The organism is Chloroflexus islandicus (assembly GCF_001650695.1).
Classification (GTDB): Bacteria; Chloroflexota; Chloroflexia; order Chloroflexales; family Chloroflexaceae; genus Chloroflexus; species Chloroflexus islandicus.
On sequence record NZ_LWQS01000039.1, the window covers coordinates 53243 to 69775 of the forward strand.

13 protein-coding genes are annotated in these 16533 nt (G+C 62.0%); 2 read left to right on the forward strand and 11 right to left on the reverse strand.

Features of this window, described 5'->3' with window-relative positions:
* The first annotated feature begins 21 nt into the window (after positions 1-21).
* The gene (locus A6A03_RS05895) at positions 22-2118 is read left to right on the forward strand and encodes a hypothetical protein (protein ID WP_245668861.1); all 2097 of its coding nucleotides are present in this window, start codon (positions 22-24) and stop codon (positions 2116-2118) included.
* Between the two features lie 10 nt (positions 2119-2128).
* On the opposite strand, the gene A6A03_RS05900 is transcribed toward A6A03_RS05895, so the two are convergent.
* From A6A03_RS05900 to A6A03_RS05945, 11 genes are all read right to left on the reverse strand, one after another.
* Positions 2129-2935, reverse strand: a complete 807-nt coding sequence (locus A6A03_RS05900; protein ID WP_066784811.1) for a beta/alpha barrel domain-containing protein — start codon at positions 2933-2935, stop codon at positions 2129-2131.
* A gap of 573 nt (positions 2936-3508) precedes the next feature.
* Positions 3509-5065 (reverse strand): UDP-N-acetylmuramoyl-L-alanyl-D-glutamate--2,6-diaminopimelate ligase, encoded by a 1557-nt coding sequence (locus tag A6A03_RS05905; RefSeq protein WP_066784814.1) that lies wholly within the window; start codon positions 5063-5065, stop codon positions 3509-3511.
* A gap of 40 nt (positions 5066-5105) precedes the next feature.
* Positions 5106-6164 carry a lipid II:glycine glycyltransferase FemX gene (locus A6A03_RS05910; protein ID WP_066784817.1) on the reverse strand — a complete coding sequence of 353 codons (1059 nt, stop codon included), beginning with the start codon at positions 6162-6164 and terminating at the stop codon, positions 5106-5108.
* Positions 6161-6970, reverse strand: coding sequence for a PIG-L deacetylase family protein (locus tag A6A03_RS05915; protein ID WP_066784819.1), 810 nt, complete (start codon positions 6968-6970; stop codon positions 6161-6163). Before A6A03_RS05915 ends, A6A03_RS05910 begins: the two co-directional genes overlap by 4 nt.
* Before the next feature lie 6 nt (positions 6971-6976).
* Positions 6977-7888 (reverse strand): HEAT repeat domain-containing protein, encoded by a 912-nt coding sequence (locus A6A03_RS05920; RefSeq protein WP_066784822.1) that lies wholly within the window; start codon positions 7886-7888, stop codon positions 6977-6979.
* A gap of 93 nt (positions 7889-7981) precedes the next feature.
* Entirely contained in the window at positions 7982-9943 is a 1962-nt protein-coding gene (locus A6A03_RS05925; RefSeq protein WP_066784823.1) for a hypothetical protein, read from the reverse strand.
* Positions 9940-10089, reverse strand: coding sequence for a hypothetical protein (locus A6A03_RS20300; protein ID WP_156525279.1), 150 nt, complete (start codon positions 10087-10089; stop codon positions 9940-9942). The genes A6A03_RS05925 and A6A03_RS20300 overlap by 4 nt, the downstream gene beginning before the upstream one ends.
* A gap of 269 nt (positions 10090-10358) precedes the next feature.
* A complete protein-coding gene (locus tag A6A03_RS05930; RefSeq protein WP_066784826.1) occupies positions 10359-11330 on the reverse strand; it encodes an ROK family protein in 972 nt (323 codons plus the stop codon).
* Between the two features lie 56 nt (positions 11331-11386).
* The gene (locus tag A6A03_RS05935; RefSeq protein WP_066784829.1) at positions 11387-13975 is read right to left on the reverse strand and encodes a lamin tail domain-containing protein; all 2589 of its coding nucleotides are present in this window, start codon (positions 13973-13975) and stop codon (positions 11387-11389) included.
* Between the two features lie 95 nt (positions 13976-14070).
* The gene (gene nfi, locus A6A03_RS05940) at positions 14071-14742 is read right to left on the reverse strand and encodes a deoxyribonuclease V (protein WP_066784831.1); all 672 of its coding nucleotides are present in this window, start codon (positions 14740-14742) and stop codon (positions 14071-14073) included.
* Entirely contained in the window at positions 14729-15343 is a 615-nt protein-coding gene (locus A6A03_RS05945) for a sulfite oxidase-like oxidoreductase (protein ID WP_066784834.1), read from the reverse strand. The genes nfi and A6A03_RS05945 overlap by 14 nt, the downstream gene beginning before the upstream one ends.
* 79 nt (positions 15344-15422) lie before the next feature.
* On the opposite strand from A6A03_RS05945, the gene A6A03_RS05950 reads away from it, so the two are divergent.
* Positions 15423-16532: an aromatic ring-hydroxylating oxygenase subunit alpha gene (locus tag A6A03_RS05950; protein WP_066784836.1), complete on the forward strand. Its 1110-nt coding sequence runs from the start codon at positions 15423-15425 to the stop codon at positions 16530-16532.
* The last annotated feature ends 1 nt before the right edge of the window (position 16533 follow it).

Genomic DNA, 16533 nt, shown 5'->3' on the forward strand with positions numbered 1-16533 from the left:
GGCATCATTATCGCAACATATATGAGTCTCGCAAACGCACCTGCGGCCCCTACGATCCCGTGGTTCGCTCAACCCCTCACACCATCAGGCTGGCTCAGCCATATCACCCGCGGCGAGCTGTTCCTGCTGCTCGCAAGCCTTGCCCTCTACCTCTACACCCGGCTTGCCAACCTGACGGCGTTTCCGATCTACTTCTTTTGCGATGAAGCAATCCATGGCGTGTTGGCCCGCGATCTGGTAGCCAACGGTTTTCGCGACAACAATGGCGTTTTGCTGCCACCGTACTTCCGCAACGCCGAAAAATGGAGCCTGAGCCTGAGCGTGTATCTCCATGCGCTCGGTATCATACTGTTCGGTTTTGATCAATCGGTTTGGCAGACACGCGCCACCTCAGTCTTCGCCAGCCTGCTCGCTCCGCTCGGCATTGCGGCGCTGCTCCGCTTTGGCTACCACGACCGGCGCTGGTGGCTCGGTATCCTCGTGCTCGGCGCCATGCCGGCATGGTTCATCCATGCGCGCACTGCGTTCGAGACGGTCTTGATGGTCGCGTGCTATGCCGGTTTTTTGGCAGCATACATGGCCTACCGCACGTATGATGACCGCTGGATCGTGGCGACAATCTTGCTTGGCGCCGCAACCTTCTACAGCTATGCCAACGGTCAGGGAGTGATATTGGTCAGTGGTGTGCTCTTATTCCTCAGCGACATCCGTTACCATCTCAGCCGTCCACCCCAGCGCCTCTGGCTCGCCCTTGGGGCGCTTGCGCTCGCACTGGTGCCACTGATTCGTTTCCGTTGGCTCCACCCCGATGCGACGGTGGAACATTTGCGCACACTCAATTCCTATTGGCTGAAACCGTTGCCACTCACCGAGAAGATCGAGCAATTTATTACCATCTATGCCCAAGGCCTCGATCCGCGTTACTGGTTTTGGCCTAACACGATTGACCTCGACCGCCACCGTTTTCCCGATAGCGGCCATCTCCCGCTCTTTCTGTTGCCATTTGTGCTCATTGGCTTCGCAATTTGCGTATGGCGCTGGCGCGAATCGATCTACCGCTTGCCGATCGTTGCGCTCCTCGCCGCGCCGTTCAGCAGCGCCTTGGTGGGGATTGCCGTCACCCGCACGCTGGCAATGGTCATTCCCGCAACTCTGCTGGCCGTGATTGGAGCCAGTTTCCTGATCGAACGGCTCACGCTCCGTTGGCAACGCCTCGTCACGCTGTTGTTCGGTCTCACCGTGGCGTTCAGCAGTTTGGTCATGCTACGCACCGCCGTGCTCGGCGGGTCGCTCTGGTTCCGCGACTACGGCCTGTACGGGATGCAGTACGGCGCGCAACAGCTCTTCGTCGAGACGATCCCCGATTTGCTGGCCCGCGATTCGCAAACGATTCTGCGCGTATCAACCGCATGGGCCAATAACCCGAACAGTTTTGTCGATTTTTTCCTCACCCCGGCCCAACGTCGTCGCATTGAACTGATCACCATCGATGCGTATCTGTACCAGCGCCGTGATCTTAACCAACAACGCGATCTGTTCATTATGACAGCAGCCGAATACGAGCGCGCGCAGCAAAGCGGCAAGTTCATCATCACGCCGCCCGAACAGATCATTCCTTATCCTGATGGTCGTCCGGGCTTTTACGTGGTACGGCTCGCGTATGTTGCCGACATTGACGAGATTCTTTCCGCTGAACGAGCCGCACGCGCTGCGCTGGTGGAAGAACCGCTCGTGGTTGGCGGGCAAGAGCTGATTGTCGCACATTCGCGGTTTGACATCGGCGGTATCGCCGATCTCTTCGATAGCGATCCGAACACGCTCGCGCGCGGTCTGGAAGCTAATCCGCTCGTGATCGAACTGCGCTTTCCCAATCCCCAACCGATCAACGGGATCGAACTGACGCTGGGAACCATGGATCTCGACTTAACCGTAACGGTGACCACCCCTGACGGCGAAACTCACGCCTTTCGCCAGCCCTACCGCGGAATGCCGCCGGATCCCACGGTGACGTTCGATCTCCCGCAACCGCTGCTGGCAACAACCCTCCGGCTCGACATCTTCCAACAAGGGGCAGGGGAACCAGCGCACGTGCATGTGCGTGAAGTGCGCTGGCGGTGAAGATCACCGCCTATAGTCCCTCGGCAATCGCCTTGGCCCGCCGCAGATCGGCCATCAACGCACTGGCCAGCGCCACTGCCCGCGCACCGGCATTGAGCATTGCGCGGGCATGTTCCGGCGTGGCCACACCACCCATCCCGATTACCGGCGCCGCCACCGCAGCGGCCACCGCCGCAACCAGCCGCAACGCAATCGGAAAGATCGCCGGGCCGCCAAGGCGGCCATAGACCAGACTGCCATCAGCTTGAGGCATACAGGCCGGCAACCCGCCAATGAGCGCAATCGCATCAGCGCCAGCGGCGATGCTCGCCTGCGCCACCGCCACCGGATCGGGCAGCTCACCGGGCAACCGGACAAGGAGAGGAAGCAGCGTGGCCCGGCGGACAGCCGTGACCCGCTGGGCAGCTTCGGAAGCGGTCAGCGCCGGCAGCGCCAACTCAAAGCCGGCGATACCCGGCACATCGGTGAGTTCGGCGGCAACCGCCACCGCATCAGCGCCAGCAATACTGATCAGCACCGGCACATGATAACTGGCCCAGCGGGGAGCCAACCGATCGCGCACCTGTTTGACGCCTAAACTCGCGCCGCCATGGTGATAGAGCACACCAGCGGGAGTAGCCACCACCTGCGGCTGGCCACGCCTCCCGGCAATTGTCACGGTTGGGCAAATAATCGCGCCAAGACCATGATCGGCCTCAGGTTGCGCCAGCCCCAGCCAGCGGGCCACGCTGACCACATCGCCCAGACTACCGGCAGCAGCGATCACCGGTGTAGCGATAGTCAGGGTGTGCGGGTTGTGGGGAGCGAGGTCGATCATGATACTGCAGAGCTGCGAACAAGGGGTTCAAGCGTGAACGATGGTTATTATATAACACGGTTGACTACCGCGAGAGCGGGAGATTGCTTCGCCGCGCGGAGCGCGGCTCGCAATGACAGGCAAGGAGCGCGGCGTGTTCTGATGTCATTGCGAGGGAGCGGCGGCCAGCGAAGCTGGAAGCCGCTCGACCGAAACAATCTCCCACTCTAGCGAGAGCGAACGCTGTGGGATTGCTCCCGCTCTCGTGGGGGATTGCTTCGCCTCGCTGTGCTCGGCTCGCAATGACAGCCGGGGAGCGGGAAGACGCACAGCGCCCGCACCATCTCCCGCGACAGCGGAACGAACCCTCTCCGGCATCCCTCTCGTACTCGCGGGGGATGGCTGCGCCGCGCGCAGCGCCGCGTGTTCTGATGTCATTGCGAGGGAGCGGCGGCGGCCAGCGAAGCTGGGAGCCGCCCGACCGAAGCAATCTCCTGCTCTAGCGAGAGCGAACGCTGAGGGACTGCTCCCGCCCTCACGGCGGATGGCATCACCGCATTTTGCGCGGCTCGCAAAGACTTAGCAGGAAGATGGTCAGCGCGACTCCTGTGATGACTCAGGCATCTCTACGTGGTTGCCATACCCAAGCTCGGCCAGCGCCCGTCGCGCCTCGCCCTCTTCATCCCACGGAATGGAATGATCGGCGTAGATGATACTGCCTTCGTGGCCCTTCCCCAACAGCAACACCAGATCGCCGGGCCGGGCCGCTGCTAGCGCCGCCCGAATCGCCTGCGCCCGGTCAGGAATACAGAGGTAGCCGCTGCCGGCCCGCTTGCCGGCCTGTTCAGCCCCGGCAGCGATCTGGGCAATGATCGCCTCGCGATCCTCGCCACGCGGATCTTCATCGGTCAACACCAGCAGATCGCACATCCGGCCAGCAATCTCGCCCTGAATGGCACGCTTGGCGACATCGCGCTCGCCGGCGCTGCCAAAGACGGCAATCATCCGGCCCTGCACTTGTGGCCGGAGCATCGCAAAGATCTGCTCGAACGAATCGGGGTTATGCGCATAATCCACGATCACGCCAAACGGCTGGCCGGCATTAACCGGCGCCATCCGCCCGCGCGGCGCGCGCACGCTAGCCAACGCCGCGGCTGCCGTTGCCAGCGGAATACCCTGCGTGAGCGCCACCGTCAGCGCGGCGAGCGCATTGCTAGCGTTGAAGCGGCCGGGCAACGGTACCGTGAGGTCAGCTTCGCCCCACGGCGACGACACACGCACCACGCTGCCCATCGGGCCGCTCTGGATCAACCGCCCCTGCACCTCAGCCGGTTCGTTCAGACCGTAGCGGAGGCGGGTCGCAGTAGCAGGAGCGGCGGCGAGAAAGTGGTGATGGTTGGGATCATCGGCATTGACAATCGCCCACGTTGGGCCGGCGCGTTCGGCGAGCAGGGCGAAGAGTTGCGCCTTATCGGCGCGGTACTGCTCAAACGAACCGTGATAATCAAGATGCTCGTGACCGATATTGAGCATCACCGCCACGGCGAAGGCGCAGCCGACCAAACGGCCCCAGCGTGGTGAGAGCGCATGCGAGGTCGCCTCAATCACCGCCGTATCGCAACCGGCAGCGACCATCTCGCGCAGCAGCGCCTGCACTTCCGGCGCTTCCGGCGTACTCTGGCGGGTGTCGTTCGGCCAGCGCCGCGCCCCAATCTGAAAATCGACTGTGCTCATCATTCCCACCGCTCGTCCGGCAGCAGCCAAAAGCTGCGCGGTCAGATCGGTCGTGGTACTCTTGCCTTTGGTGCCGGTAATGCCAATCGTGACCAGCGCTCGCCCCGGATAATCGTAGAACGCGGCGGCAAGCGGGGCCAGCGCCACACGGCTATCAGCCACCACCACCACCGGCACGCCGGCTGGTGCCGGCCCTTGCCAATAGCGCTGATCGACTACCAAAGCGGCAGCGCCGCGGCTGATCGCTTGGGCAAGGAACTGGTGGCCATCGCTGTGCTGGCCGCGGATCGCCACAAACAAGCTGCCCGGCTCAACCCGGCGCGAGTCATAGACGAGCGAACGGATAGGAACGGCCAGATCGCCGATCACGTGTTGAACGGCGACACCGGGCAAGAGGTCAGCAAGCGTTTTGCTCATACGGTATCTCTAGGGCTGAATCGTCAAGGACTGCAAACTATTACCCGGCCAGTTTCCGCCGGGCCAGCGGGTAAAGCGGCGGCAGCAGCACCAGATCGAATGCGGGGACGAACCGCGCCACGCGCCCGCCAAAGCCTTTCTTAAAGCGATAGACCCCAATCAGTGGATCGTGCTGCGCCTCTTGTTCGAGCGCGGTACGGGTTGATTCATCGTGAGCGAATGCGGCCCGGCCCAACGCATCGGGGATTCCCCACAGATCGTAGCCGATGCACCCCAATTCGCGCGCCCACCGCAGCGCATGCCATTCGAGCAGATGGTTCGCGCCGCTGCGCAATCCGTCTGCGGTCGCGCCACTGTAGAGATAACGGCCATAGCGGGTATCGGCAAACACCAGATGGGCCGCTACCGCTGCACCGTTCAATTCAGCGATCAACAATCGCGCGCGCGGTTGGTGCAACTGCCATGCCGCAGTGTAATAGCCGGCGCTGTGAATGCCAAAATCGGCCCGCGCTCCGGTCGCCTGCATGATAGCGTAAAACGTGGGCAAGTCAGCGGCTGATCCCACCCGCACCGTCACACCAAGCCGTTCGGCGCGGCGAATATCGGCGCGGTGGCCTTTCGAGCAGGCAGCAAACAGAGCTTCTTCATCCGGTCGCAGATCAACCAGAATCGTGCTGCGCGGTTGGATCGTCTCTGCCATCGGCAACCGCTGCCGGCTCAGCCATGCCATCAGCGCGCCAGCCTCCGGCGCATCTTCCAACACATTCGGCTCCAGCCGGATCAGCACCGCCGCCATCTGCCAACCCAGCCGGCGCAGCGCGCGCAGCAACAGATCATCAATCGCCGGATCGCCGGTCAAGAGCGGCCCGCGCGGGACATAGCCAAACGCCAAGCCGTAATAGCGCCGGAAGAGGATCTGCGCGCCGGCGACCATCGTGCCCGCCCGATCAGAGACCACCAGCCGCCGGTACTGCCAGCCAAACCGGGCCTTCAGCGCCCCCCATGGGCTGGCTTGGAGCAAATTGCCTTGGGGATGGGCCGCAACAAACGCATCCCACTGGGCCGGAGAGGGTTCCGCAACCAGCCACTGCCTACTCATAGCCGCACCCACAGCCGCTCGGCGTAACGCAGCGGCGGCGACGCCACCTGCTCGGCATAGGCTATCACCGCCGCCGGCATCGCCGCAGCACCGCCGAAGAGCACCCCCAACTGGCTGGCATACGCGGCAATCGCAGCAATCTTAGCTGAAAGTGCCGGCTCATCAAGCGGGATAGAATGAGGCGCATAGCGCTCTTGCCCAATCATCGCCAGCCGCTGCGCAACCGCGCCAGCGGTGCGCGCATAGGGAAAATCTTCGTAGTAAAAGCAGGCAGCGCCGCGCGCAAGCAGCGCAGCCGTAGCCGCGGCAAAGACCAACTGGTGATCGACGTGCATCCCCACCGCCAACGGCAGATAGAAAGCGGCGGCTGGATAACGCTGCGCCAGCATCGCCACAAGGTCGGCGACATCTGCGGCAAGCGGATCGTCGCCTGCGGGGACGGCAAACAAGCTCGTCTCATCGAAGTAGGCATCAGGCTGGCGATAGATCGCATCAAGCGCCGGCCACAGCAGCGCATCCGCGCCGAGAATGCGCAGTGCTGCAGCATCTTCGACCCGGCGCTGGGCCACCACCGTGGCCGGCGGCAACCCCCAGCGTTCGTGCAACGATTGGGCAAAGGGACTAAACGGCGCGTCTGGCGGCGGACTGCCGCTACAGACATTCACCACCAGCACCGGCTCGCCGGCGGCGGTCGCGCGCGCAATCAAGCCGCCACAGGAAAGCGCCGCATCATCGAGATGCGGCGACAGCACGACATGGCGATAGCCGCCGGGCAAGGCCGCGGCGTGTTCGGTAACGAGCGGCATACAGCCTCAGAGGGTGTCAAGATCGAGTTCAGCGAGAGCGTCTTGCGCCGCCTGCGCGCGGGTCTCGTCACGCGAGCGGGCAATCCGCTTGAGAATCCGGCGCGCATCAGGGCCGCCGACTTGGCCAAGCGCCCAGATCGCAGCCAGCGCAATCTCGGTATCATCATCGTCAACCAGCGGCAAGAGCGAAGGCAACAACTCGCGGCCATCTTCGCCAATCTCGCCGACGGCCCGCGCCGCTTCGTAGCGCAGCGCCGGCGAGGGGCTTTTCAACTCGCGCTCGATATAGGGGAACCAGCTCGGTCGCATCGAACGGCCCATCGCTAGAACTGCGCTCTCGCGCATCAGGATATCGTCCATGCTATAGGCCCGCCCGATCGCAGCCTGCGCCTCCCGCGAGCCAGCAAAATACCCCAGCGCCTCAATCGCCCGCCGCCGCACCTCAAGCGGCTGCTCAGGATCATCGGCAGCGTCGAGCAACGCCGTGTGCAGCCGCTCGCAGGCCTCAAGGGCCAGCTCGCCAATTTCGGCGCGGTAAGCAAAGCGGGCAAGGCTGAGCAACGCCGCAGCGCGCACCTCGCCGGCTGGGTCGTGAATCATCCGGATCAGCCGATCCATCATCTGCTCGTGGTCATCTTCCCACAAGCCTTCGATCGCCAGCACCCGAATCTCAGGGTCTTGGTCAGCCAAACAGGCGCGAAACACTGGCCGATAATCAAGCCGAACCTGTTCTTCGGCTAATTCGGCCAACAAGCGCATAATATGCCGTCGCCGGTCAAGGCCAAACCGCTGCCACTGCTCCCAGAAGATATACACACTCTCTGGGCCAAGATTCGCAAGCAGCTTCAGATCGAGACGGGTCGGAGCGTGTTCAGTGGCATCAAGTTGGGCAACCCGCTCGGCAAAACTTGGGGTCATCATATACCTGACAGGGATGAAGAGACGTTGCCGGGCAACGTCTCTTCATCGTTACATAGGCTTGGATACGGTAACGATACGCAGCAACGTCGCTTACTCATCTTCCTCGATATAGCGACCGCTGCGGCGGCGCAAGGCCGGCTGGATGGGCAAATCCTCGTCCTCCTCAACGGCCTCGGCCTCATCAGTTTCCTCTGGCGGCGGCGTGAAGAGGTAGACACCTTCAGCCGCAGGATCGGCGGCAATTGCCGGATGGTTCGCCAGCAGCGCCAGCAAGAAGGAACGCGAGGCTGGGCGCAGCACATTGTAGGCCATGAAGATGTCAGCGAAACTCACCCGGTAGACTGGCTGCTCGCGGCTGCCGCCGCGCTCACCCATTGTCTCGCAAACGTGTTCAAGGATCATCTCGGCCTTCCGCCGCTCACCCATGGGGAACGCCTTCAGATTGCGCAGCTTGCCGTAACGATTCTGCTCTGGCAGCAGATCATCATCGACGGCGCAATAGAAGGTCATATTCGCAAACGCGAACTTATTCTTCTTTTCATCGAGCGTCAACAGGCGGCCAGTCGTCTCGCTCGCCTCTTCATACGTAATGGTGAAGACGTTAACGGCCTCACCGCGGCTAATCGTAATCAGCGCACCGGGGACAAGGTGCTCGCGGAAGAAATCTTCCAGACCTTGCAGCCAGCCGCCGCGGTTGCCGGTCGGATAACGCACTTCCACCAGATAGGTGCCAAAATGCTGCGGCGACTCGAAGCGGAGCACTGCGCTGCGCTGGTCGGGGAAGACCGGCTTCGGCAACAGCGCCGTCAGCGCCGCATCGAGCGGCAGAACGCCAAACTCCCACTCGAAGAAGGTCAAGAGGCGAGTCACACTGCCGCTGGCCGCAATCGACTCGGCGCTCTGCTCAGCAAGGCTATCATCAAAGCCTTCGATGAGGTACGACGTCAACTGGCCCATCTCCGCCGCTTTCACCCGCTTCGAGCCAATCGCCGGCAACCCCTTGGTAGACCAGATATTAGCCCCTTCCACGCCGACGAACTCAAAATCCTTCTCGCGTGACAACCGGTAGTTGAGCGAGAAGCGGAAGCCTTCATAATCAGACTGGCGAGGATTGTGATAGTACAGATCAGCGACAATCTCGGTATCGAGCAAGGGCTCGTTGCGTTCGAGAATGTAATCGCGGATCTTGCGCAGATCATTCTTGCCGAAGCTCGTCAGTTTATCTTCCGGATAATGCATCCGGCCAAAGCTGACGATCCGGCGGAGCGGATCTTGTTCGAGCCGCTCGGCTAGAATCCGTTCGAGGGCCGGGCCATATTCCGCCACAATCTCGGCTGGCGAGCGGCTCAGATCGATAGCCATGCCATCAACCACCAAGATTGTGCTGCGTTCAGCAGGCACAGCCGGCGGCGGGGCCGGCTCAGCCGGAACCGGCTCAGCCGCAACAACCGGCTCAACAGGCGCCGCTACGGTTTCGGCAATAATCGGCGCTGCTGACGGCGGTTCGACCGCTACCGGCGTTGCCGGCGCTGCGACAGGCTGCTCGGCGACCTCCGGTGCAACCTCTGAAGCTGGCTCAACCGGCGCTGGCGGCTCGACAACCGGTTCGTGCTCGGCAGCTTTGGCCGTCACCAACCGGGCCTGCTCGATCCAGTAATCGGAAATGTACACTGGCTCGACCGTCGTAATCGCCGGGCGAGAGGTTGAAACCACGACGCTCAAATCATCGATCGGCAGCGGCTTCTCCGGTTCATAGAGCCGTTGCTTGAAGGTATGGATATCGGTCGTATCACGGGGAACGTAACGCCCTTGCCGGGAGGTCACAAAAATCACTTGGCCATTGACCTCCTCGCGGGTAAAGCGCTCATCAGCCGCCAGTGCCGCTTCGAGTTCGGCGCGCACCTGCGCAGGATCGCGCTGCCACCGCGCGGCAAAAAACTCGACCAGATTCTGCAACGTCTGGCGGATAGGGGCATCAACGGCGAAGAGGATTCCTTGCGCGGTCATCAGCCGCCATACTTCATCGGCCAACGTTCCTGTCGTGGCGGTCATTCGCTCTCCTCCATCACCAGCTTGCTTAAGATTTCAAGGTATTGCACCAACAACTCGCGCACATCTTTCGGCTCGCCGCTCGCTCGTAGCCACTGGAGCAAGCGATCAACAGCCGTGTCGCCAAAGACGATCATCTTCGCGTCCATGCAGCCCCCATGACACTTACAGACAACAGGAAACAGAGAGGCTTCATTTGCCTCCCTGCTATCCGTAGGGTGTACGATATAGCTTCCCGTATTGTAGCATTGCTCGGCGCTGCGCGCAAATCACGGCGGGCATCAGGCGTGACGGAAGATTGCAGTTGTCACCGGCGGACAGTGGCAAGCGCAGCAGTGGCAATCAGCAAGCAGCAGGCATACGGCTGTGCAGCCGATATTGCCGCATTGGCAGCCAACCCCGCCAACCTTGCTGGCGCTTAATCCGACAAACTATCGAGCGCCATGGCCACTGCGCCGATGGCAACGCTATCGGGGCCGAGCACTGAAGCCACCACTGGCACCGGACGCGCAAACTGCGGCGCGATGAAATCATTGACCCGAGCGGCGATCGACTCAACAAACGACTCGCCGCCGATCCGCACCACGATACCACCCAGCACAACCATTTCGGGATCGAGCAACGCAATGACCTGCGCGATCCGGGTCGCCATCAGATCAATCGTATGCTGCACCACCCGGCGCGCCACCGGATGATCGCTAAAAATGTCTTCGAGCCGTTCGGCGGCCATCCCGGCGGCATTTGCGCGCCGCAACAAACCGCTGATCGAAACCAATTCCTCGAGCGTCTCTGGCCGGCCATCGCCATCCCAGCCGTGGCCCACGACCGCATGGCCAATCTCACCGGCCATCGAATGGGCGCCGTGGTAGAGCCGGCCATTCAACACTGCCCCACCACCCACACCGGTGCTCAGGTGAAAGTAGAAGAGGTGCTGGCACCCTTTGCCAACCCCAAACGTCGCCTCACCGAGCGCGATCAGATTGGCATCATTATCGATCAGCGTCACCGCATCAAACGCCTGCTCAAACCGCTCTTGCAACGGATAATTTTCCCAGCCGGGCCGTCGCGGCGCCAGCCGCACCGTCCCATGGCGTAGATCAACCGGCCCGCTGAAGCCAATCCCCACTCGCACCAACCGATCGACCGTTACCCCTTCCTGCGCCATCAAGTCCTGTACCAGTGCAATGACCTTCGTCACCGTGGTTTCAGGGTCTTCGTGATCAACTGCTTCAATGGCAGCGTTATGATAGGTATGGTGCTGCAGATCGACCAGCGCCGCGCGCAAGCCGTAACTGCCGAGGTCGATGCCAAGGATATAGCCTTGATTACCGAGAACTCCCCACAGGTTCTGCGTTAACCGTTCACTGATGAGGGTAGGCAGATCTTTCATAGGGGGTTCCTCTCTGAACTATCGCTTCAGCGGATGGCGGCACCAGTGTTGTGAGATTATAGCATATCCTGATCGCGTTGTGCCGCCTTTGCCGGTGTTGGTTCGGCAACAAACAGCAGTAAGGCGATAACACCTAACGCTGCTGCCGCCATCCGTGACCATGGCCACGCCGGTTGCGCGCAATCGGCACAGTCCGTTTCCGCCGTGGGCAAGCGGGTTGGCGTTGGGAGCGGAAGCGTGGCGCTCAAGTAGGCGGCTGCTGGCGACCGTGGCAAGAGCGAAGCCGGTCGAGGTTCGGCTAGCGGTTGGGGTGCCACCGGCGTGAGCACGAGGCCGGTTGCCGCCACTACAAGCGAAGGCGGATCAGCGCCGGGTTGCGCACTACTCGGCAGACTCGCCGCTGCATCTGATCGACGCCAAATGATCTGCCCGACTGTTGCGGCTGTATACGTGAAGGTATCGATCACCGTCCCTGACGGATCGTGCAACGTGACCGTATCGCCGCCGTTATTGAGCAAGGCGCGCGTCATCAGAATGCGCACCGTCTCCCCCGGCGCCAATTCCTGCTCGGCCAATGACCGGCGCTGACCGCTCGCATCGCTCAAAAACCAGTCGCGTAGATTGATCGGCGAGGCATAATAACTGGTTACTTCAACCCATTCACTCTCACCGGTCACCGGCGCTGGCAGCAGCGCGCTGATCACGATGCTCCCCACCGGCCACGGCGTTGGCAAAGCGCTCGGCAGTACAGCCGGCGTCTTAGTGACCGTGGGAGTTTTCGTTACCGTTGGCACGCGAGTAGCCGTTGGTATTTTGGTCGCGGTCGGTGTGCGGGTGACGGTCGGTGTACGGGTCGCTGTGGGCGTCCGCGTCTCGGTCGGTGTACGGGTCGCTGTGGGCGTCCGCGTCTCGGTCGGTGTACGAGTGGCGGTCGGCGTCCGCGTCTCGGTCGGTGTACGGGTCGCTGTGGGCGTCCGCGTCTCGGTCGGTGTACGGGTCGCTGTGGGCATCGCCAGTGCCGCCGGTTCCGGGATCGGATTCGGCTCACCCGGCGTTGGCTCGGTGCTGACGGCCCATGTGGCTGCGCCATCTCCCACTCGGGCATAAACAGTGGCTGCCGTCAGCGCCGGGTATTCTACCGGTGCGCTCATCGCCGTCTGCCCCCAGAACAGGGTCAGGCGCGCACCGCTGTCGGGTAAACTCCCTTTCGCCACCTCAATCAGGGCATAATCGCCGGGTAGGATCGTCATGGACGTCAGATAACGCCGCACGACGCTGCCACTCACCCGCTCGATCATCCAACCCGTGAGATCAACCGGCGTAGTGCCGCGATTGTACAACTCGACCCACTCATGCTCGCCAGCCGCCGCGATTTCGTTGATGATGACCTGATCAAACGCCGCGACAGGGGTCGGAGTGGGTGTCGCCGTCATATGTTCACCCTCCCCCAGCGGGGAAGGGCTGCCCTCTGCCGGGAGAGGGCTAGGACTGGAAACGGTCGCTGAAGGCGCGCGCGTGGCAGATGGTAATGTTAATGCTGTGCTCGTTGCGGTCACGGTGGCTGCCGGCTCTGGGATCGGGTTCGGCTCACCCGGCGTTGGCGCAGTAGTGATAAACCACACTGACGCCGCGTCTCCCTGCCGGGCATAGACCGTTGCCGCCGTCAGCGCCGGGTACTCAACTGGCGCACTCATCGCTGTCTGACCCCAGAACAGGGTCAGGCGCGCGCCGCTATCGGGCAAACTCCCTTTCGCCACCTCAACCACCAGATAGGCATCGGGTTGGATCGTGATCGCCGGCAGCACGCGGCGCACCATACTCCCGCTCGCACTTACCCGCTCCACCACCCACCCGCTGAGGTCTACCGCGGTTAGACCACGGTTGTAGACCTCGACCCACTCATGCTCGCCAGCCGCCGCGATTTCGTTGATGATGACCTGATCGAATGCCGCCACCGGAGTCGCCGTGCTCGTTGCGGTCGCCGTGCTCGTTGCGGTCGCGGTGCTCGTTGCGGTCGCCGTGCTCGTTGCGGTCGCGGTGCTCGTTGCGGTCGCCGTGCTCGTTGCGGTCGCGGTCGCCATCACATCTTCACCCTCCCCCAGCGGGGGAGGGCTGGGGTGGGGGCCATTGTCCTCCTCAGGAGGCTGACTGGGATGGGGGGTTGCCACTGTCGCTGTCTGGGCAGGCGCAGGTGGTTCCCCGCTATTCCACGCTCCCGGCGTCGGTGCGCCAACCTGCCAGTCGGCACTGCCATCAGGCTGGCGGGCAATGGTTTGATCACGCGGGACGACGGTCAAGGGGCTTTGATCAACGATCTGGCCTGCTCGATTACTCAACTGCGCCTGATCAGGATCGCCGTTGTTGAGAATGGCGCTCGTTAATATCACCACCACCAAGCCACCGGGCGGGATGACCATTCCTTCGGCAATCAGGGTATGCGGGCCGCCAATCATCACGTCATCAATCCGCCAGCCGCTCAGATCGACCGGCAACGGGCCGGGATTATACAGCTCAACCCACTCTGGGCCGGCACCCGGATTGTGCATCACTTCGTTGATCAGCACCAACGGCGGCTGCGCCTGAAGCGGCTGGAGCCACATTCCGGCCAGCACGAGCAAGATTGTGATCATTGCCCACCAACGCACAGCAGTTTCTCCGTAGTTTGATCGCTCTACTAAAGAAACCGCGCGAAGTGGGCAAAAGATGCGCGGAAATTGTCGCCAATTTGTACGTGCTTAGCTCAAACGAGCGGCAATTGGCCGTGGGAAGCTAATCGGTGGGCGAAACGAGTGGTCTCGGGCAGGCGAAAGCGCGTGGTACAGGCCATCACCAGCTCAGGGGCGCGATCGAGACTGACGCGATGGCCGGGTGAGACAAAGACCGGTTGGGCATCGGCGCGCGTGCGGAGCACCCAACCGATCTGTTCATGACCGTCGAAAAGCGGACTACGCGCGCCGCGTTCAGGCGCGGGCGGGGTAAAGCGGCCAACGAGCCGTTGCTTGGCGCACCCAATCGTTGGGAGATCGAGCAACACCCCGATATGGCAAGCAATCCCGCACCGGCGCGGGTGAGCAATGCCATGCCCATCGCAGATCACGAGATCGGGTGTTTCGCGCAACCGGTCGAGCGCGGCCATGATCGCCGGCGCTTCGCGAAAAGCGAGCAGACCCGGCACATACGGAAACGTCACCGGCTGGCGCACCAGCGCATAATCGACCGGCGCCAGCTCAGGAAAACGCAACACCACCACCGCGGCGCGAATAACAGCGCCATCTTGCTCGAAACCGGCATCAACCCCGGCCACTAAGCGCAATTCGCCAAACACATCACGCGACACAACGCGCTGGCGCAGCGCCTGCTGCTCGGCAATCGCCGCCGCAATCCGCTCATCGTGGTCGTCAATCGTCAGCATACCGCTCTTCTCGCCACGGATCGGCGTTGTTGCTGTAGCCGTAGCGTTCCCAGAAACCAAGCCGATCGTGATCAAGGAACTCTAAGCCGCGCAGCCATTTGGCGCTCTTCCAGAAGTACTTTTTCGGCACCAACAAGCGCAGCGGGTAGCCATGCTCCGGCGTTAGCTCTTGCCCATCATACTTATAGGCCAGCAGCACATCATCATCGAGCAACACGTCGAGCGGTAGATTGGCGGTATAGCCCTGCTCGCTGTGGGCAATCACAAACCGAGCCGATGGCTTGAGTGGCGGAATATGGCGCAAAAACTCGCGGAAGCTAACACCTTCCCACACGGTATCGAGCTTGCTCCAGCGCGTCACACAGTGAATGTCCGTCTTGATGGTCACGGTCGGCAAGGCGCGAAACTCGCGGAAGCTAAACCGCGCCGGTTCAGCCAATTCACCCCAGCAGCGCAGATCCCATTGTTCGTCAACATTGGTATACTGAGGGACAGTTCCATAGTGCAGCACCGGAAACTTCTCGGTAACGTATTGTCCCGGCGGGACGCGACCTTCCGGTTCGGATTGCGTCTGATCCTTCCGCTTGAACGGGTTGAACATTCGTCCCTCCTTCGCCACTGGATAATCGATAGCAGTTCCTTTTCAAATGGCATTATATCGCATGTGAAAGGATTTGGGTATGGCCACCTTTGTGCGCGCTTCGCTTGATCGTCCGGCGTACACCTTGCCCGGTTTCTACTTCACCTCGGCGGACGTGTTTGCCCACGAACAAGAGCGCATCTTTGCCCGCCAGTGGGTCTGCGCCGGACGCAGCGCCGATGTACCGGCTGCCGGTGACTACCGTCTCATTGAGGTCGCTGGCGAAAACCTGATCTTGCTCCGCGATCAGAGCGGCCAACTCCGCGCTTATTATAACGTCTGCCGTCACCGCGGAGCGCGGCTCTGCACCGAGGCGCATGGCCAGCTCGGCGAGAGCATTATTTGCCCCTACCATGCTTGGACGTACCGGCTCGATGGTTCGCTGGCGACGGCCCGATATATGCAAGATGCACCCGATTTTCGGCGTGAAGACTGGCCCCTGATCAGTGTGGCCGTCGCCGAATGGGACGGGTTTGTGTTTGTGTCGCTGGCCGATCAGCCAACCCCGTTTGCCCAAGCCTTCGCGCCGTTGATCGGCAAGTTTCAGGCATGGGAAGTGGCCCGCCTCCAACGCGGCGCTCAGATCGTCTACGAAGTGGCAGCCAATTGGAAGCTGATCGTCGCGAACTATTCAGAATGTTACCACTGCCCGCTGATCCACCCCGAACTGGTGGCTGTCTCGCCGTGGCAGAGCGGGCGCAATGACTTGACTAGCGGCCCCTTCTTGGGCGGCTATATGGAACTGACCCACGAAAGCATGACTCTCGACGGCCACACCCGCCGCCCGCCCCTGCCCGGTCTCGCCGCGGCTGATCAACGGCGTGTCTACTACTACTCCATTTTCCCCAATCTATTGCTCAGTCTGCACCCCGACTACGTGATGGCGCACCGGCTCATTCCGCGCCGGCCCGACACAACCACCGTCATCTGCGAATGGTACTTTGCGCCGGAAGTGATGGCTACCGCCGATTTTGACCCCGCCGACGCGGTGGCATTCTGGGATCGCACCAACCGGCAAGATTGGCACGTCTGCGAACTCTCGCAGCAAGGAGTTAGCTCGCGCGCGTACCGGCCCGGCCCATACGCCCAATCGGAAGGGTTGCTCTGGCAATTTGACCAAGAGTATCTGCGGGTGATGGAAGCGGAGTGAG